General features: G+C 65.7%; 17 protein-coding genes and 1 pseudogene. 10 read left to right on the top strand and 8 right to left on the bottom strand.

The genetic code is table 11. The features are described from left to right. Positions 1 to 15 precede the first annotated feature (15 nt). Positions 16 to 621 (top strand): riboflavin synthase, encoded by a 606-nt coding sequence (locus BMY29_RS13520; RefSeq protein ID WP_049991331.1) that lies wholly within the window; start codon positions 16 to 18, stop codon positions 619 to 621. A 154-nt stretch (positions 622 to 775) separates the two neighbouring features. Here BMY29_RS13520 and BMY29_RS13515 read toward each other — a convergent pair whose 3' ends face one another. Continuing rightward, entirely contained in the window at positions 776 to 1,798 is a 1,023-nt protein-coding gene (locus BMY29_RS13515) for a PrsW family intramembrane metalloprotease (RefSeq protein WP_049991330.1), read from the bottom strand. 81 nt (positions 1,799 to 1,879) lie between these two features. Then, positions 1,880 to 3,187: a dicarboxylate/amino acid:cation symporter gene (locus tag BMY29_RS13510; protein ID WP_049991329.1), complete on the bottom strand. Its 1,308-nt coding sequence runs from the start codon at positions 3,185 to 3,187 to the stop codon at positions 1,880 to 1,882. Between the two features lie 361 nt (positions 3,188 to 3,548). Here BMY29_RS13510 and BMY29_RS13505 point away from each other — a divergent pair, with 361 nt between their 5' ends. Together BMY29_RS13505 and BMY29_RS13500 are read left to right on the top strand one after the other, a co-directional pair. After that, the gene (locus BMY29_RS13505; protein WP_049991369.1) at positions 3,549 to 3,974 is read left to right on the top strand and encodes a DUF7532 family protein; all 426 of its coding nucleotides are present in this window, start codon (positions 3,549 to 3,551) and stop codon (positions 3,972 to 3,974) included. A 112-nt stretch (positions 3,975 to 4,086) separates the two neighbouring features. After that, on the top strand, positions 4,087 to 5,541 hold the full coding sequence (locus tag BMY29_RS13500) for a ribonuclease FAU-1 family protein (RefSeq protein WP_049991328.1): 1,455 nt from the start codon (positions 4,087 to 4,089) through the stop codon (positions 5,539 to 5,541). A gap of 68 nt (positions 5,542 to 5,609) precedes the next feature. Here the strand turns inward: BMY29_RS13500 and BMY29_RS13495 are convergent, their stop codons facing one another. The 4 genes from BMY29_RS13495 to BMY29_RS13480 form a co-directional block, all read right to left on the bottom strand. Beyond that, positions 5,610 to 6,611 carry a formate/nitrite transporter family protein gene (locus BMY29_RS13495; protein WP_049991327.1) on the bottom strand — a complete coding sequence of 334 codons (1,002 nt, stop codon included), beginning with the start codon at positions 6,609 to 6,611 and terminating at the stop codon, positions 5,610 to 5,612. Positions 6,612 to 6,876: 265 nt separating this feature from the next. Beyond that, entirely contained in the window at positions 6,877 to 7,149 is a 273-nt protein-coding gene (locus BMY29_RS13490) for a hypothetical protein (RefSeq protein ID WP_049991326.1), read from the bottom strand. A gap of 151 nt (positions 7,150 to 7,300) precedes the next feature. Further along, the gene (locus BMY29_RS13485; protein ID WP_049991325.1) at positions 7,301 to 7,768 is read right to left on the bottom strand and encodes an NUDIX hydrolase; all 468 of its coding nucleotides are present in this window, start codon (positions 7,766 to 7,768) and stop codon (positions 7,301 to 7,303) included. A 132-nt stretch (positions 7,769 to 7,900) separates the two neighbouring features. Next, positions 7,901 to 8,890 (bottom strand): bile acid:sodium symporter family protein, encoded by a 990-nt coding sequence (locus BMY29_RS13480; RefSeq protein ID WP_049991368.1) that lies wholly within the window; start codon positions 8,888 to 8,890, stop codon positions 7,901 to 7,903. Between the two features lie 151 nt (positions 8,891 to 9,041). On the opposite strand from BMY29_RS13480, the pseudogene BMY29_RS21460 reads away from it, so the two are divergent. Further along, positions 9,042 to 9,232, top strand: a pseudogene (locus BMY29_RS21460) (DUF7521 family protein). 102 nt (positions 9,233 to 9,334) lie between these two features. Continuing rightward, the gene (locus tag BMY29_RS13470; protein WP_049991324.1) at positions 9,335 to 9,604 is read left to right on the top strand and encodes a hypothetical protein; all 270 of its coding nucleotides are present in this window, start codon (positions 9,335 to 9,337) and stop codon (positions 9,602 to 9,604) included. A gap of 97 nt (positions 9,605 to 9,701) precedes the next feature. On the opposite strand, the gene BMY29_RS13465 is transcribed toward BMY29_RS13470, so the two are convergent. After that, a complete protein-coding gene (locus BMY29_RS13465; RefSeq protein ID WP_049991323.1) occupies positions 9,702 to 10,853 on the bottom strand; it encodes an aldo/keto reductase in 1,152 nt (383 codons plus the stop codon). 151 nt (positions 10,854 to 11,004) lie between these two features. Here BMY29_RS13465 and BMY29_RS13460 point away from each other — a divergent pair, with 151 nt between their 5' ends. The 4 genes from BMY29_RS13460 (at position 11,005) to BMY29_RS13445 (ending at position 13,949) form a co-directional block, all read left to right on the top strand. Further along, on the top strand, positions 11,005 to 11,214 hold the full coding sequence (locus BMY29_RS13460; RefSeq protein WP_049991322.1) for a hypothetical protein: 210 nt from the start codon (positions 11,005 to 11,007) through the stop codon (positions 11,212 to 11,214). 848 nt (positions 11,215 to 12,062) lie between these two features. After that, on the top strand, positions 12,063 to 12,962 hold the full coding sequence (locus BMY29_RS13455) for an acyltransferase (RefSeq protein ID WP_049991321.1): 900 nt from the start codon (positions 12,063 to 12,065) through the stop codon (positions 12,960 to 12,962). Positions 12,963 to 13,066: 104 nt separating this feature from the next. Beyond that, positions 13,067 to 13,399, top strand: a complete 333-nt coding sequence (locus BMY29_RS13450; RefSeq protein WP_049991320.1) for a DUF7577 domain-containing protein — start codon at positions 13,067 to 13,069, stop codon at positions 13,397 to 13,399. A gap of 235 nt (positions 13,400 to 13,634) precedes the next feature. Continuing rightward, positions 13,635 to 13,949, top strand: coding sequence for a HalOD1 output domain-containing protein (locus BMY29_RS13445; protein ID WP_049991319.1), 315 nt, complete (start codon positions 13,635 to 13,637; stop codon positions 13,947 to 13,949). Between the two features lie 68 nt (positions 13,950 to 14,017). Here the strand turns inward: BMY29_RS13445 and BMY29_RS13440 are convergent, their stop codons facing one another. Then, positions 14,018 to 14,869, bottom strand: coding sequence for a TraB/GumN family protein (locus BMY29_RS13440; protein ID WP_049991318.1), 852 nt, complete (start codon positions 14,867 to 14,869; stop codon positions 14,018 to 14,020). A gap of 414 nt (positions 14,870 to 15,283) precedes the next feature. Here BMY29_RS13440 and thsB point away from each other — a divergent pair, with 414 nt between their 5' ends. Then, entirely contained in the window at positions 15,284 to 16,948 is a 1,665-nt protein-coding gene (gene thsB / locus BMY29_RS13435) for a thermosome subunit beta (RefSeq protein WP_049991317.1), read from the top strand. Positions 16,949 to 16,954: the final 6 nt, after the last annotated feature.

Genomic DNA, 16,954 nt, shown 5'->3' with positions numbered 1-16,954 from the left:
CTGGTATCTCGGAGTATGTTCACGGGAATCGTCGAGGAGACCGGCGAGATCGTCGCCCGGGAGCGGACCGACGACGGCCTCCGGCTGCGCATCGGGGCCGACGAGGTCGCGACGGGGCTCGAGCACGGCCAGAGTATCAGCGTCAGCGGCGCCTGCCTCACCGTCGAGGCGTTCGCCGCAGGCGAGTGGTTCGAGGTCTTCCTAGCGACCGAGACCGTCGAGCGGACCTACCTGGGCGACCTCGCCGAGGGCGACGCGGTCAACCTCGAACGGGCGATGCCGGCCGACGGCCGGTTCGACGGCCACGTCGTGCAGGGCCACGTCGACGCGGTCGCGACGATTACGAACGTCGAGTCCGTCGACGAGGACTGGTTCTTCGAGTTCGAACTGCCCGCGGGCTACGACCGGTACGTCGTCGAGAAGGGATCGATCACGCTCGACGGGATCAGCCTCACCGTCGCGGATCTCGACGCCGAAAACGGGCACGTGACCGTCGCGATTATCCCGACAACCTACGAGCTGACGACGCTCTCCGAGAAGGAACCGGGCGACTCGGTCCACCTCGAAGTCGACGTTCTTTCGAAGTACGTCGAGCGGCTGCTCGAAGTGAGGTTCGAGTGACGCCTCCGAGTCGCGGTCGCCGTTACTACCCGCCGGCCCATCGTTTCGTGGCCGTCCGTGAGACCGCCGCTATGCCCGATTCAGGGGCGCGAACGCGGCCCCGGAGTTTGACCACGACCTCGAGACCACGATCGTTACGGCCCCAATCGGCGGCTCAGCGCTGTGGCGGTTCGAACTCGGTCAGCTCCGACCCCCTGACGGCATCTGCGTCGTCCCTGACCGCACGGTACGCGCGGCGGTAGCGGGAAATCTTTCGGTAGAGGTAGTAGCCGATCGCCAGGTCGTAGACGATCACGTAGCCGACGAACGCCAGGCCGAAGCCGACCGGGAACACCTGCGTGACGAGTTCGGGGACGATTCCAACGGTCACGTTGTACGTTCCGTGGACGAACGCGGCGACGAGCAGCCCCTTGAGGACGATCGGGCCGGCGTTGTCGCGGTTGAACTTCGCCAGGCCGAGGTAGTAGCCGGCGATCGCGGAGTAGATGACGTGGCCGGGGCCGGCCAGGGCCCGAACCGTCGCGATCCCGCCGGCGGTGACGAGCACGCTGGCCTCGGGTTCGGCCTCGCCGACGACCCGGCCGATGTAGATCGCGTTCTCGATCGCGGCGAAGCCGAGGCCGGCGACGGCCCCGTAGACCGCGCCGTCGATGACGGCGTTGAAGCTCTCGCTCCGGTAGGCGAAGACCTGGACGGCCAGCAGTTTCACCGTCTCTTCGACAGGGCCGACGACCAGGTAGAAGAAGACGACGCTCCCGACGGCGCCGACGCCGAGCATCGATCGGCCCAGTGAGTTGATGACGGCCGCGAACGTCGCGAACAGCACCGCCAGCAGGAACGTCGCGACGAGCAGCCGCAGCGGTTCGCTCGTCGTGATATCGGCGTACCAGATGTAGGCCGCGAGCAGCCCCGCAGGGACGACCGAGAGCGCGAAGAAGATGCCGACGAACGGGTCCTCGATGACGATCGCGGCGGGGGAGACGAGCAGCGCCAGGGTGATCGCGATCGCGACCAGTAGGACGAGTGCCCGAAAGCCGTAGCTGACCGCGTTGTAGAGCGTGTACGCGAACAGATCGACGATCGAGCGCGGCTCCCACCTTGCGACGTCGTAGAGGTCGGTCGACCCGTCGCCGGACCGCTCCTCGGCGCGTTCGACCGGGTCTCGCCTGCGTTGCATAGGCGTGCGTACAACTGCCATCTGGGTATAGGTTCGGCAATCGGACACGGTCTGCCGCCGTTCGGCAGTCGACGGGCGCCTTCAGTCGTCGCCCGCGACCGGACTCGTCGCGTCCGTCTCCGTCCAGATGGTGCTCGTGCGGTCGATCTTGTCGTTCCAGTCGGCGACGAGCGTCGTGACCGCGAGGTCGCCGGTCACGTTGTTCATCGTCCGCAGGCGGTCGAGGATCGGGTCGACGCCCGCTACCATTCCGACGACCTCGAGCGGGAGGCCGAGCTGGGTGAGGATCATGGTCAGCATGATCAGGCCGCTCCCGGGGACGCCGGCGGTCCCGACGCTCGCGAGGAGGGCCGTCGTGATGACCGTCAGTTGCTCGCCGATAGTTAGCGTCTGTCCGACCATGTTGGCGGCGAAGATCGCCGCGACGCCCTGGTACATCGCCGTCCCGTCCATGTTGATCGTCGCGCCCAGCGGCAGCGAGAAGCTGTAGACCTCCTCGTCGACGCCGAAGTTCTCGTCGGCGTCGTTCATCGTCACCGGTAGCGTGCCGCTGCTCGACCGGATCGAGAGGGCGGTCACGATCGCTTCCTTGGCGCCACGCAGGAAGTCCATCGGCGACTCTCGGAGCAGCCCCCACTGGATGATCAGGAGGTACGTGAATCCGACGTGGAGGACGACCGCGAGGGTGAGCGCGCCGATGAGTTTGGCGAACGGCGCGATCGCGTCGACGCCCGCGTCCCCGAACGTCGTCGCCATCAGGGCGAACACGCCGATCACGCCGTACTCCATGACGCCCCAGACGATCTTGAACATCGCCTCCGCGCCGGTTTCGGCGAGTTCGAACGCGGTCTCGACGCCCTCGTGGACGGTGGTGCCGACGTCGTACTCGTCCTGTAGGTAGGCCAGCGCGAGCCCGAACGCGATGGTGAAGAAAATCGTCGGGAGGACCTCGCCGTCGGCCATCGCACCGATCGGGTTCGTCGGAACGATGTCCATGAAGACCTCGACGATGTCGGGCGCCTCTCTGGTCTCGACGCTCGCGTCGGCAACCTCGAGCCCGGACCCGGGGTTGATCAGATTCGCGACGAACAACCCGACGCCGATCGCGATCGCGGTCGTGACCAGATAGAGCGCCACGACCTGGCCGCCGATCTTCCCGAGACTCGAGGGTGAGAGCCGTTTGGCCCCCATGAGCAGGGTGAAGATGATGATCGGGATCACGATCATCTGGAGCAGCCGCACGAAAAGGTCACCGAGCGGTTCGAGCCGCGTCGCCGGCTCGCCAACGGCCAGGCCGAGGACCGAGCCGAGAACGAACGCGACGCCGATCCGATAGATGATCGGCACGGACCGATAGCGATCGTAGAATTGGCGGACAGATCTCGCCATAGTCTCTGTCTAAATACTTGAACGATAAAATCACCGATGTCGAAACATTCAGAGACTAAGTATGACTTTAGATTGAGTATATGGATATCGTATCGCTATCGATATCGTTCGGGACGATTATTTATGGAATCAAAATCTCCGCCGGAGAGACTGTACGGATGTGACTCTCTCACTCGACCGGGGCCGTCCTGACAGCGCACCACCTCGCCTGGTCGTGCGATAGCGGTGGCCCGCTGATCGGCGGATGCCGGTGGCCGCAAACGCGAGACCGACCGGATCCCCGTTTCGATCGGCCGCAATCGGCCGCGATCGGCCGCTCGGACTCGGAATCATCAAAGGCCTGCCGGCCCAACCGGCGCGTATGCATTTCGACCAGCGAACCCAGCAGGCGCTTCGCGACGTCGGCCTCGAGACGGAGGACATCCAGGACGCCTCCGAGGCGGTCGTCGAGGCCGTCGAGACGGACGCAGCGGCGCTCGAGGCGTTCTTCGACGAGCACGACACCGTCTACTCGGACATGGACATGGCGCACTCGAGTTCCGACTACCCGGAACACGCGGTCGACTACGCCGACATCACGACCCACGCCGACGAGATGCGCGGGTGGCTCCGGTTCGACACCTGGGGCGTCTACGTCGAGGACGGGCGCATTCTCGACGGCGTTTCCAAGTCCGAGGACTCGGAAGCTCATCAGACGTGGGCCGACGTTGACTACGTCGAACTGACGCTCGGGCCGACGATCAACGACCGGGTGCGGTTCGCCGCCGACCGCGAGCAACTACGGTGATCGCCGTGTTCGGCGCACAGCCCGAATCGCTCGCGCGCGGTTCGCGACGCGGAATCGACGGACAGCCGTCCGCAGAAACGGAGGTAGCACCGGCGGCTTCGGAGGGGCAGCGATGACGACGGCTCGCGTCCGCGGCATCTACACCACGGCGCTCACGCGGCTCCTGAGCGAGGCCGGCGTCGAGGTCGTCCAGGCCTCCGAACCGATCCGGGAGCGCTTCGACCGATCCTTCGAGACCGAACCGGCGGACGCGTCCCTCGAGACGACCCGCGACCGCCAGGCCGTCGAGATCTCGGGCGAGCCGGACGCGGTCGAGACGGTCGCTGACGAACTCGCCGGCCTGGCGATCGATACCTTCCGGTGGGAGGCCGACGCGCCCCGCGGGGCGGTCTTCGACGCGGCGGTGATCGAGGCCGGCGGCGGGAGCGGCGCCGTCGTCGACCTCGGCGACGGCCGGCGCGGCTACCTCAAATACGACGACGTCGACGGCTACGTTGACGCCGGGAACCGCTATCGGGTCCAGGTCCGCGAGCCCGCGCCGCCGTGGGACGACGACCGCCCGCTCGTGGCGCCGACCCTCGCGGTCGAGGACGGGCTCTGTACGCTCTCGAGGGACCGCAGCGGCGTTTCCGCGGCGCTGCGCGGCGAGCGCGCGGACGAACTCGTCGGCATGACCGACCTGCTCTCGGTCGACGTCCCCGAGGGCTGGGGGCTGCGCTGGCAGCAAGCGGCCGCCGACGCGAATCTCGAGGCGATGGGAACCGCGCTCGAACGCGCCGTTGACCGCGTCCGCGCGCTCGAGGATGCGCTGGCGGACGCGCCGGACGAACCGGGCGAGCCCGGTCTCCACGCCGCGCCGCGGACGACGGCCTGGTGCTGGTTCGGCCGCGAGTCCAGGTTTGCCTTAGACGACTACCGGCGGCGCGTCGAGACGACGATGCCGGGCCACCACCGGACGAAGGCCGCCGATCGGGCCGCGAGCGCGGCGGTCGACTTCGCAGAGGCGATCTGCGAGTCGACCGGAGCCGGTGCGATAGGCGGCGACGAGTCCGGCGACGACGACCGGTTTCCCTTCGCCGCCGTCGCCCGACAGTTCGGCCCCGTCCGGGGCGACCGCCTCGAAATCGGCCACGGCAAACCCGACGGCCGTCGCATCTCGCTCGGCCGCGGCGAGGTGACCGACTGGGACCCCGAGGGGGCGCTGACGCTCGAGCGCTCGATGCGCGGCGGCGGCACCTACGACGCACTCGGCGTCTCGAAGGAGGAGGGCGACGTCGCCGTGACGAAGTTCCGCGAGGGACGCTGGTGGTACCCGACGACATACAAGGCCGCCGACGGGACCGCGAAGGGCACCTACGTCAACGTCTGTACGCCCGTCGAACTGTTCCCCGAAACGATCCGGTACGTCGATCTCTACGTCGACGTGATTCGCGGGGCCGACGGGACCGTCGAGATCGTCGACGCCGACGAACTGGACGCGGCGGTCGACGACGGCCTGGTCTCGGCGAGCCTGGCCGAGAAGGCGACGTCCGTGGCGGAAGCCGTCGAGCGCGCGCTCTCGAAGTGAGGTCGGCGGGCCGCGGGTTCGTCGCCGCGGCGGCGCGGCGGCTCAGGAGGGCTCGAGAGCGCGGCCCGTCACTCGTCGCGGTCCTCCCGAAGTTCCGCTCTCGACTCGGATTCCCCATCGTCGGACTGCAGGCCTGGCGACGGCGCTCTTACCTTGCCGCCGCGCCAACTGAAGAGCAGTTCCCGCGCGTCGAGCACCCGAATGCCGGGGAAGCGCTGCTGTTCGATCTGCGCGTAATTCACCAGCGTGACGAGGAACACGCCGCCGATTGTGTTTCCGAGGAATACCGGAAGCCAGAACTCGTAGACGACGGTCACCGAGCCGTCGGTGACGAACAGGTAGTAGAACACCTCGCACGCTGCCGTGATCACGTGGTAGAGATCCGCCGCGGCGATCATGTAGAAGATGACGTAGATCAGGAGCAGTCGCGAGACCGTATCGCGGGCCGCGTGGTTGAGCCACACGACGCCGGCGACCAGCCAGCCCGCGAAGAGGGCCCTATTGAACACGGTCCACCAGCCGTGCTCGAGTCCGACGGCGGCGAACTCGGCTCCCGCCGCCATCGCGGCCGGCGAGAGCACCTCACCGTGCGCGAGGAGGTACGCGCCCAGGCCCGCGCCGATCACGTTACCGATCACGACGATCCCCCAGACGCGAAACAGCAGCGGCAGGCTGGCGAGCCTGGCCAACACCAGGGCGACCGGCGGTAGCGTCTCCTCCGTGTACAGTTGGTAGTTCCCCAGGATGATGTAGATGAAGCCGACCGGATACAGGATTGCGCTGAGGAACTGATTGTCGGGGAACGTCGCCACACCGACCGCGTGGCCGAGGAACGTGAGGACGATCGCGAATCCCGCGGCCAGGCCGCTGAAAAACAGCCGCTGTTTGCCGATGGCGATCTCTTCGGCGGCGCTCGCGAGGACCCGCTCGAAGATCTCGTCCGCCGAAAAGCGATCGCGGATGGCCCAGCCGGCCGCGGGCGCGCCCGACGCGGCTCGATCGATCGATTCGCGGAGTTCCTCGCCCGTGCCCTCCCCGGTTCCGTTCTCAGTTCCGTCCTCGTCACTCATTTCGATCCCCCGTCGGTCGTTGCGCGGCTGACCGGTTAGCCCGCTCCCGTCGTCGCCGCTCGCTCGTCGCGTTCTCGGCCCGTCCGGTGAGGATCACGTGGCTCCTTCACTGTCGGGAGGAAAGACCGTGTGGCTTGCTATCGACGAACTCTGGCCGACAACAAAGAATTGCATCGAAGCGGGAGCTTCCGGCGCGGTGGGAAAGCGGCCAGCGTCGGACGGACGAATCGGATCCGCGGTCAGAGAAATCCGCCGTCGCCGATCCTCACTCCGCCTGATCCGCTCGATCCGTCCGATCCGCCGGGATGTGAAGCTCGTCGTCGAGGACGATCTCCAGTCGATCGTCGGCGAACAGACGGTCGATCTGGCCGTGCGTGAACTTCCCGTCGCAGTCTTCGCCGACGAAGGTGACGATGCGGTCGGTCCGTTCGACGACGGTAGCGAGCGAACTGCCGGTGCGATAGTAGTAGCGAACGGTCGTACCCGGATGGAGCGCCTCGGCCGTGACGCTGAGATAGGTCCGCCGATGGAGGGACATACCCGGGAACACGCCGAAATCGACATAGCTCTTGTGGCCGGCGGGCGCGGCGTCGCCGTCGGGCGTGTCGGCGGCTCGGACCGGCGGCTACCAGACGACTGACGGGTGACGAGCGGCGGACGCGGAACGGGTGGGCGGGTGGGCGGGTGACTCAGTCCGTCACGCTCGCGACGTCCCCGTCTCCGGGCCCGCTGACGGACGGCAGCAGGTCAACGTAATCGTCGAGATCGAGCGCGAACGCCCGGTCGGTAGTCGCCGGATGGACCCACCAGAAGTCGAACTCGGCGCCGTGTTCCTGGCCGCCGTCGGTGACGGTGTGGGTCCACCGATCGCGGGGTTCGTGAACCGTCGCGTGGAAGAAGTGGCGGACGTACCGCTTCGGCGGGTGCTCGCGACGGGTCCAGACGTCGGTCGCGAGATGGCGCGTCGCGTTCAGCGTTCCGAGCCCGCTCTCCTCGCGGATCTCCCGGAACAGCGCCGTCCGCGGGGACTCGCCCGGCTCGAGCGTTCCTTTCGGGATCTGGAGCCCATCGTGACCGGGCCCCTCGAAGACCAACAGCTCGTCCGTCCCGCGGGTGATGTAGGCGCACGCCTTCGGGACGTAGGTGACGTCGTTCATGCTGCACGATCGCACACCGACGCGGCGTAAAAGCCTATCCCACGAACACTGCCTGGAATCGAAGGACGTTGCGTGGTCAGTTAATAGCTGGTTACCGATCTCCGACCGACGGCAGCGCTGACGAAACCGCGATTAATCAGAGGCGACGGCCGTCGGCTCCTCCGCGACCGAATCCTCGTCGTCGAGTTGCGTGAACAGCGTCGCCAGCGCCGGCCCGGAGACGTTGTGCCAGACGCTGAACAGCGCCGGAATCAATGCGGCGCTGGGGCTGAAGTGCAGCGTGGCGAGCGTCGCCGCCAGGCCGCTGTTCTGGAGGCCAACCTCGAACGCACACGCTCGCGCTCGGCCCTCGGGCATTCCGGTCGCGTGGCCGACGGCGTAGCCCGCCCCCAGACCGAGGCCGTTGTGGAGGATCACGGCGAGGAAGACGAGCACGCCGGCGCCGAGGATCGTCCCGACGTTGAGTCCCACGACGGCCGCGACGATGGCGACGATGGCGACCACGCTGACCGCGGGGAAGATCGACAGGCCGACCTGCGCGACGAGCGGCGCGTACCGATCGAGCAGATAGCGCAGGACTAGACCGCCGACGACCGGAAGTAGGACGACCTGGACGATCGACTCGGCCAGATCGGCGAACCCGACCGAGAGCGATTCGCCCGCCAGCGCGACGACCCAGGCGGGCATCACGAGCGGCGCGGCGATCGTCGTTACCGTGGTGATCGTCACCGACAGCGCGACGTCGCCGCGCCCGAGGTAGGTCATCACGTTCGAGGCGGTGCCGCCAGGCGCCGCGCCGACGAGGAGCAGGCCGAGTCCGATCTCCGTCGGAAGGCCGAGCACGGCGACGAGGAGGTATGCGAACGCCGGCATCAGGAGCCACTGGCTCATCGCGCCGACGAATACGTCCCGCGGGCGCTCGACGATCCGACGGAAGTCATCGGGAGTCAACGTCAGTCCCATCCCGAGCATGATGATCCCCAGCAGCGGCGTGATGTAGTCCGCGATGGGGGTGAACGTCCCCGGCGAGTACAGCGCTACGGGGGCGATGATCAGCACCCAGATGACGAAGTACTTGCTCGTGACCGCACCGATCCGCTCGAGGGTGGATTGCCAACGCATCTCTCTCGTCGTCGGTAGGTATCGGTAATCAATACTGTGACTTCCGTGTTCGATTGTCGAGTCCGATCTCCGGTGCTCCGTCGGTTTCGCGCCGTCTCGCCGACTCGGCCCGGTCGCGACGTTCGTCCAGACGACCGACGGCCGGGGCGCGCTGCTCGGTCCGTTCATCGCCTACCAGGCCTACCGCGGCTACCGCCGTAACGACAGCCGACCGATGCTGGTGATCGCCGTCGGGTTCGCGTTCGCGCTCGCGGTGCCGTTCCTGCTCGTGGTGCTCTACGTGGCGTCCCCTTCCTCTTGGGGCTGCTCGCGATCCGGTACGCGCTCCGGATGCCGGCCTGAGACCGCTCCCGATGTCCTCTTCGGGCCGATCGAGGGTCGCTACGGGCCGTGAGATGCCGGATAAATCGTTAAGGTTTGGTGGGTGCTAGCATTACCACGGCAATGAGTTCCCTTCACGACGAGATGGCCGACGTGCGGTCGGAGGTCGACGACGTGCGATCACGCCTCCGGGAGGAGATTCCGGACCTCTTCGAGTTCGATGTCGCGGTCGGCAACATCTCGTACAACGCCAACAGCAACAGCGTCTCGGTCACCGTCGAACCGAGTTCGGGAGCACGCGATCAACTCTCGGAGAAGTTCGGCGGCGTGAACGTGAAAACGGACGGCATGCTGGAACTCGAGTTCCGGTTTACGGAGTCTCCGGACGAGTAGCCCGCGGTATCGGCTCCCCCTCGAACCGAGTCTGGGCTCGAATCTGAACCCGAACCGGAACGCAATCGCCGATCAGCCGGTCGGCCGTCCGCGCCGATCAGTCGGCTGCGAGCTTGTCCAGGCCCGCCGCCTCGATGTCCTCGCCGTCGACGGACGTACGCAGCGAGTCCATCCCGTCGTCGCGGTCGATGCCGAAGTCGTCCTCGTAGAGTTCCTCGACGCGGGCCAGCTCCTCCGCGGAGAGCTTCGGCACGTCGCTGGCGGCCGCCCACTCGTCGATGTCGTCTTTCGTCCGGAAGGTTGGGGTGACGGTCGCGACCGGCTCGTGAGAAAGCAACCAGGCGATCGACGCCTGGCCCATCGTGCGCTCGCCGTCGCGCTCTCGCGGGCCGCGAGACGGCGTTGCCGTCTCGTTCGAGGCGGTCTCATCGCCTCGCAGCCCGCTCGAACCGTCCGCGGACCGTGGCTCCGCGCGCTCGAGGAAGCGCAGCTTTTCGAGTTTCTCCCAGCCGGTCTCGTACCACTCGTCGGGGCGGAAGCCGCGGTGATCGCCCTCGCCGAGTTCGGTGTCGGGCGTGACCTGCTCGTTGAGGATCCCCGAGGAGTGGGGGACGCGGGGGATCAGGCTCGTCGCGGAGCCCGTCTCTTCGATCGTCTCGAGGAAGTGGTTGCCGACCTCCTGTTCGAGCATATTCCAGACGAGCTGGACGGAGTCGAACTCCTCCTCGATCGCGAAGTCGCCCTCGGCGAGCCAGCCGATGGACGGCCCGAGCGCGACGCCGCGGGCGTCGATCTTCCCCTCCTCCTCGAGTTCGTCCAGCAGTTCGAGGACGTCCGGCGTGATCTCTTCGACGTCGGCGTTGTGAAGCTGAAGGACGTCGACGGAGTCCACGCCGAGCCGATCGAGGCTCTCCTCGACGGCCTCGCGGAGGTACGCCGGCTCCATCTCCTTGGGGAGTTCGCCGTGGCCGGCCTGCGGGTTGTTGTAGAAGTCGTAGCCGACCTTGGTCGCGATCGTGACCTCGTCGCGGACTTCGGACAGCGCCTGGCCGACCAGTTCCTCGCTGCGGCCGTGGCCGTAGACGTCGCCCGTGTCGAAGTAGGTGATACCCTGGTCGACGGCGTACTGGAGCATCTCGATCGCGTCCTCCTCGGAGCGGTCCCCCCACCAGTCGGTTCCGACTGTCCAGGCGCCGAAGCCGACCTCGCTGACCTCGACTCCCGAGTCGCCCAGTTCGCTGTATTGCATACGCGGCCCTTCGTAGCGGGGGAACTTATGGTGAACGGAACGCCCGGTCGGTTGATGCGAACGGGTTCGGTGCTGGACGAGGAGTCACTGCATCGGCGGTACCGACGGGAGGAGTCGAATCGTTCTTGGGCAGGCGCTACGGATACTGAATATGGATAGCGTCTATCGCACGACCACTAGCCGGGCGCTTCTCGGCGTCGTACTCGCCATGGTTGTGCTTCTGCCGCTTGCCGCGACCAAACTCGAGGTCAGCCCGCATCGAGTGACGACGGGAACGATCGTGGTTGCCGGGCTCCTTTTGATCGGTGCCCTGTCGCTTCCGGCGTTGATTCTCGTCAAGTGGCACGCCAGCGACGAATGAGAACTCTCGATAACGGCAGGTCACGGGCAACTCTCTCCTCGGACGGAGTTCGGCTCTTGGAAACGTCGCTTGAGATGGTTCGACGTCTCCCTGCTACCGATTTGAGATCGATTCATTTCACGTCTCACGTGGGACAAGACTGAATCGTTCGACGGATTCGAACGCGGATCGATTTCCCCGTGTCGTTTCTGCAACTACGCGGTCAATAGTTTTGGTAATATCTCATACATATAGATTACTATCGGGGAAAATTATTCTTTATCTACCAGTACTACATTTATTACTGTCAACTATCTGTATGCAATGTCGAAACGATTGAATCGACGTTCCGTCCTGAAGAAAGGTGCAGTAACGACTCTAGCCGGCGCGGGTATTCTCGGTGCATCGGGAACTGCCGCAGCAAATAACGACTACATGCTTACCATCGAAAACACCGGTAACATGCTGGATAAAGTCGAGTTCTACGTCGAACGAGGGACTGTAGTAGCACCTCCATCGGGCACCGCGAGGGCGAGATCGTCTACTTCGAAGTCGACGACGACGGCGTCCAATTCGACGGCCAACTCGACAGCGGAGAAAAAGCAGTTTACGAGGTCGAATGTTACGAGTTCCCGTCGAACAATACCAGCGGCGACAACATCGAAATTTCGATCGATTGGTAACAGCGTAGCCCGGCGAAGCGGTCATCGGGTTCACATTCACGGATTTATTGCTGAGATGTGTGTCTTCTAGCGTATACACCGGTAGTAGATGCGGTCGGAATGACGATTATTCACCGGTAAACCGTCCAATTTGTAGTCGAGCCCATAGCAGAACCACTATCAGGTCCGGGGCAGTATGCACCGGGTATGACAAAGCGGTACGTCTCGCTCCCCGACGAGGCGGAGGCGGGAATGCGCGAGTTCATCGACGAGGTCGATCGACGCCTCTCGAGCGACGAGGACACCTGTTCGGTCGTCGAGGACGTCCTGATCGACCTCTCGGGCGACCGTGAAGCTTACGAGCGCTGGCAGAACGGGGACTCGGTCTCGACGGCCGAGCGCGTCCGCCTGCAGAGCTACGACCCCTGTAACACGACCCTCGAAAGCGAGTACTACGCCGAGAAGGACGAAGAGCGGTTCCGCCGCTCGAAGCACCTCCAGTGGCTCTGGCGGCAGTTCGACAGCCTGCCGATCGCGGACAACGTCGAGTTCGCGCTCCGATTCCGCCGGATGCTCGCCGATCACCTCTTCGAGGAGTGCGGTGACAATTGCCGCTTCTTCAAGGGGATCTCCTTCACCTACGGCCACAACATCACGATCGGGGACAACACCGTCGTCCACGACGATGTCCACCTCGACGACCGCGGGAAACTCACCATCGGCGACCGCGTTTCGATCTCCGACGGCGTCCACGTCTACAGCCACGACCACGACGTCGTCGACCAGACCGAGGTCCGAAACTACCACACGACCGTCGAGGACGACGTCCGCCTCACCTACGATTCGATGGTTCAGGCGGGCAACAAGGTCGGCGAGAACTCCATCGTCGGGGCCCGCGGCGTCGTCCAGCACGACATCCCGGCCCACCACATCGCGGTCGGTATGCCCGCCAAAAGCGTCAAGATCAAGCCCGGCTGGGAGGACGTCGCCACACCGATCGAGGAGGCGGGTATCAACCGTCAGGAAGAGCGCCACATCAAGTACGATCTGCCCGACGATCTCGACGTCTTCGACGAATTCGGTCGCGACCTCCAGCCGCCCCGCTGACTCCCGCTCGCCGCTGACGGGTATCGGACACGTTCCCCTCCCTGATTGTCACCGCGACGTAAGTCGGGGAATATCCAAGTGGTTCGAGAACGTATCACACGGTGATGGAGCTCTGGGGCTGGCTCATCGGGTACGTGGCGCTGTTCGCGCTCCTTCATCTGTTACTGTACTACCTGTACGCCCGGCGCGACGAGGACGGAGAGCGCGCGCCGTCGCTCGCCGATCCCAACCGCGCCGGCATTCAGTCGTCGCCTGGCCCCGACCGCTATCCCCGCGCGTCCGACGACCTCGGCGACGCCGACCAGGCGGAGGCGGACGACGATCACGACCTGGAGTTCGATGGGGAGACGATGCGATGTCCCCACTGCGGCGTGCGAAACGAGGCCGACCAGACGTTTACGTACTGTTGGAACTGTATCTCGACGCTACGGCGGTGACGGGCGCGTGAACGCGCAAGACGGCTCTCCGCAGACATCGACACACGGAGAGGGTTCCGGCGCGGGTCAGCGTCGGTGATACGGCCGCGCGGCTGACCGACGACGTCGCGTTCCGTCCGCGTCGAGACGACTTTCGCCGATTTCGTCGGTATAGTCGCTCGATCCGACGGATCGACCGGTAACCAACGATTACGTTTTTGGTCTTCAAACAGAGAGTGAGAGGAGACGAACAGCTATGAACGGACACCCGCCCCGCGCTTCGCAGTCTCGCTCTCCACCCCTGTATCGCGCCGCTCACGATCCCGACGGACCGGCCGCGCTCAGTACGACCGTGATCCACGCGCTGGCCGACTGTATGGGCGTCGACGTGACAGATAGCCGCGTCTCGCTGTACGACACCGTCGATCCCGAGGCGCTGGACGCGCTCTTTCGGCCGCGCCACGACGGCACACCCCGTAGCGGCGGCACGCTCTCGTTCGTCGTCAACGATCACTACGTGCGGATCAGGGGCGACGGCGAGATCCTGATCGAACCGCCCGCTCGCCGCTGACGGCACAATAGCGCCTCCGATACTGGCGATGCCGGATCTTGTTCTCCGCTATCGCCGAAAAATCGGTCTTACGCCGCTTCCGCATCCACGTCCGTTTTCGCTTCTGCATCCGGTTCCGCTTCCGCGTCCGTTTCCACGACAGGTTCCGCTTCCGCGTCCGGGTTCGCTTTCGATTCCGAGAGACCCGTCGCGAGCCGCTCTAAGTGGTCGATACCGACGACCGCGACGACGTCGCCCGGCTCCGATCGAAGCGCCTCGAGGCGATCGATCATACACCGCTCGCGCGTCTCGTCCCGGTAGGCCAGGGCGCTATCGTCCGTACCGACGCTGCCGAGCAGCGCCTGCACGCCGGCGACGTGGGACCGCTCGTGGGCCGCCTGGCGCGTCGGCGGATCGGCGGGGTCGCAGTCGTACTCGATCGGGTCGTCGCAGGCGACGGTCATCGAGGTCGCGTGGGTCAAGGTCGCGGCCACGCGGCAGGTCAGGGCTTCGCGGGTTGCCCCGCCGAGGCCCGAGAGGACGCGCCTGGCCGTCGCGGGTGAGACGCGATCGCCGATCAGTCGGGTCACGAGCCGACGGCAGAACGACCAGTTCGGGGCGTCGATGCCGACGATGTCGGCGTCGGAAGCGGCGCGGATTGCGGCGCTCATCTCGCCGCCGAACCGCGGCGGCGCGTCGCCCGCGTCGCCGTCGCGAGCGTAGGCCCGGTACAGCGGGACGGCGGCGGTCGGAAGTTCGAGCGCGAGGGCGTCCGGGTCGATGCGGTCGAGGACGCGTTCGACGCGCGCGACGCTGGCGGGGTGGTCGTGGACGACGCCAAGGAGGATCAGATCGCCGGCCGGGTTCGGAAGTCGGCGGCAGAACTGGCGAGTGATACGGGGGTCATCGAACGAGTCAGCGAAGGGCGGGGACTCGGCCATCGATCGAGTGGTAATACGCGACTAACGGCATAACCCTTCCGCTATGTTGACTCGGAACCGAGTCACAAGTCTTCCGACCCGTCGGCGGCGCGACGGGATCCGTTTCGGTCGCGCAAATCGTCTATTACCAGGATCGATCGAGGCTATCCCCGGTCCGATCGAGGCGGTTGTGAGCGCGCTCGAGGCCGATAGTCGGTCGTGACGAGAGAACCGATCACATTGCCCATCGATATAAAACCTCCGTCCCGATGGGCACCTGAAGCGGATTCCCGAGCCAATTCGAGTGCGCGAGACGCGAGTAATCGTTCCGCACTACGGTGGTTTTCGCCGGCGACTCGATCCGCGAGGCGACCGCGTCGACCGAGCCGATCGCGAAAGATTTATGTAGAATCACAATCAATCAATCGCTCGACTATGAGCCAGCGAATGCAGCAGGGGCAGCCGATGATCGTAATGAGCGAGGACTCCCAGCGCGTCAAGGACAAGGACGCGCAGGACTACAACATCAGTGCCGCTCGCGCGGTCGCCGAGGCCGTCCGCTCGACGCTCGGCCCGAAGGGGATGGACAAGATGCTCGTCGACTCCATGGGGTCGGTGACGATCACCAACGACGGCGTCACCATCCTCAAAGAGATGGACATCGACAACCCGACGGCCGAGATGATCATCGAGGTCGCCGAAACCCAGGAGGACGAAGCGGGTGACGGTACCACGACGGCCGTCGCGATCGCCGGCGAACTCCTCAAGAATGCCGAGGACCTCCTCGAGCAGGACATCCACCCGACGGCGATCATCAAGGGCTTCCACATGGCCTCCGAGCAGGCCCGTGAGGAAATCGACGACATCGCGACCGACGTCGACACCGACGACGAGGAACTCCTCCGTAAGACCGCCGAGACGTCGATGACCGGCAAGGGCACCGAGGTCAACAAGGAGTACCTCGCGGAACTCATCGTCGAGGCCATCCGCCAGGTCACCGTCGTAGACGAGGAAGGCGAGAACGTCGTCGACCTCGAGTTCCTCAACATCGAGACCCAGACCGGCGACAGCGCCGGCGAGTCCGAACTGCTCGAAGGCGGCATCGTGGACAAGGATCCCGTCCACGACAACATGCCCAGCTCGGTCGAGGACGCCGACATTCTGCTGCTGAACGAGGCCATCGAGGTCGAGGAGACCGACATCGACACCGAGGTTTCCGTCACGGACCCGGACCAGCTCCAGCAGTTCCTCGACCGCGAGGAGAAGCAGCTCCGCGAGAAGGTCGACCACATCGCCGACCTCGGCGCGGACGTCGTCTTCTGTCAGAAGGGCATCGACGACCTCGCCCAGCACTACCTGGCCAAGGAGGGCATCCTCGCCATCCGCCGCGCCAAGAAGTCCGACCTCGAGTTCCTGCAGGAGGTCGTCGGCGCGAACGTCGTTTCCGACCTCGGGAGTGCGACCGAGGCGGACCTCGGCTTCGGTGACGTCACCCGCGACGAGGAAGACGAACTGTTCTACGTCGAGGGCGAGGACGCCCACGGCGTCACCCTCCTGCTTCGGGGCTCGACCGATCACGTCGTCGACGAACTCGAGCGCGGCGTCAATGACGCGCTCGACGTCGTCGCCCAGACCGTCTCCGACGGCCGCGTGCTGGCCGGCGGCGGCGCGATTGAAGTCGAACTTGCCTCGCGCCTGCGTGACTACGCCGACTCCGTCTCCGGCCGCGAGCAGCTGGCCGTCGAGGCCTTCGCCGACTCCCTCGAGCTCGTCCCGCGCGTGCTCGCCGAGAACGCGGGTCTGGACTCCATCGACACGCTGGTCGACCTGCGCTCCGCCCACGACGACGGCGACGTCAAGGCCGGCCTGAACGTCTTCTCCGGTGACGTCGAGGACACCTTCGAGGCTGGCGTCGTCGAGCCCGCTCACGCGAAGGAGCAGGCCGTCACCTCCGCTGCCGAGGCCGCGAACCTGGTCCTCAAGATCGACGACATCATCTCCGCCGGCGACCTGTCGACCGACAAGGGCGGCGACGAGGAAGGCGCCCCCGGCGCCGGCGGCATGGGCGGCATGGGCGGCGGCATGGGCGGCATGATGTGAAGTCGG

The sequence above is a fragment of the Natrinema salifodinae genome (assembly GCF_900110455.1).
Lineage (GTDB): Archaea > Halobacteriota > Halobacteria > Halobacteriales > Natrialbaceae > Natrinema > Natrinema salifodinae.
This window is presented reverse-complemented; position numbering and strand designations above follow the sequence as displayed.

Excerpts from the sequence above, each read along its gene's own strand:
- BMY29_RS13520 (WP_049991331.1), top strand. The coding sequence starts at position 16 with ATGTTCACGGGAATCGTCGAGGAGACCGGCGAGATCGTCGCCCGGGAG.
- BMY29_RS13515 (WP_049991330.1), bottom strand. The coding sequence starts at position 1,798 with ATGCAACGCAGGCGAGACCCGGTCGAACGCGCCGAGGAGCGGTCCGGC.
- BMY29_RS13510 (WP_049991329.1), bottom strand. The coding sequence starts at position 3,187 with ATGGCGAGATCTGTCCGCCAATTCTACGATCGCTATCGGTCCGTGCCG.
- BMY29_RS13505 (WP_049991369.1), top strand. The coding sequence starts at position 3,549 with ATGCATTTCGACCAGCGAACCCAGCAGGCGCTTCGCGACGTCGGCCTC.
- BMY29_RS13500 (WP_049991328.1), top strand. The coding sequence starts at position 4,087 with ATGACGACGGCTCGCGTCCGCGGCATCTACACCACGGCGCTCACGCGG.
- BMY29_RS13495 (WP_049991327.1), bottom strand. The coding sequence starts at position 6,611 with ATGAGTGACGAGGACGGAACTGAGAACGGAACCGGGGAGGGCACGGGC.
- BMY29_RS13490 (WP_049991326.1), bottom strand. The coding sequence starts at position 7,149 with ATGTCCCTCCATCGGCGGACCTATCTCAGCGTCACGGCCGAGGCGCTC.
- BMY29_RS13485 (WP_049991325.1), bottom strand. The coding sequence starts at position 7,768 with ATGAACGACGTCACCTACGTCCCGAAGGCGTGCGCCTACATCACCCGC.
- BMY29_RS13480 (WP_049991368.1), bottom strand. The coding sequence starts at position 8,890 with ATGCGTTGGCAATCCACCCTCGAGCGGATCGGTGCGGTCACGAGCAAG.
- BMY29_RS13470 (WP_049991324.1), top strand. The coding sequence starts at position 9,335 with ATGAGTTCCCTTCACGACGAGATGGCCGACGTGCGGTCGGAGGTCGAC.
- BMY29_RS13465 (WP_049991323.1), bottom strand. The coding sequence starts at position 10,853 with ATGCAATACAGCGAACTGGGCGACTCGGGAGTCGAGGTCAGCGAGGTC.
- BMY29_RS13460 (WP_049991322.1), top strand. The coding sequence starts at position 11,005 with ATGGATAGCGTCTATCGCACGACCACTAGCCGGGCGCTTCTCGGCGTC.
- BMY29_RS13455 (WP_049991321.1), top strand. The coding sequence starts at position 12,063 with ATGACAAAGCGGTACGTCTCGCTCCCCGACGAGGCGGAGGCGGGAATG.
- BMY29_RS13450 (WP_049991320.1), top strand. The coding sequence starts at position 13,067 with ATGGAGCTCTGGGGCTGGCTCATCGGGTACGTGGCGCTGTTCGCGCTC.
- BMY29_RS13445 (WP_049991319.1), top strand. The coding sequence starts at position 13,635 with ATGAACGGACACCCGCCCCGCGCTTCGCAGTCTCGCTCTCCACCCCTG.
- BMY29_RS13440 (WP_049991318.1), bottom strand. The coding sequence starts at position 14,869 with ATGGCCGAGTCCCCGCCCTTCGCTGACTCGTTCGATGACCCCCGTATC.
- thsB (WP_049991317.1), top strand. The coding sequence starts at position 15,284 with ATGAGCCAGCGAATGCAGCAGGGGCAGCCGATGATCGTAATGAGCGAG.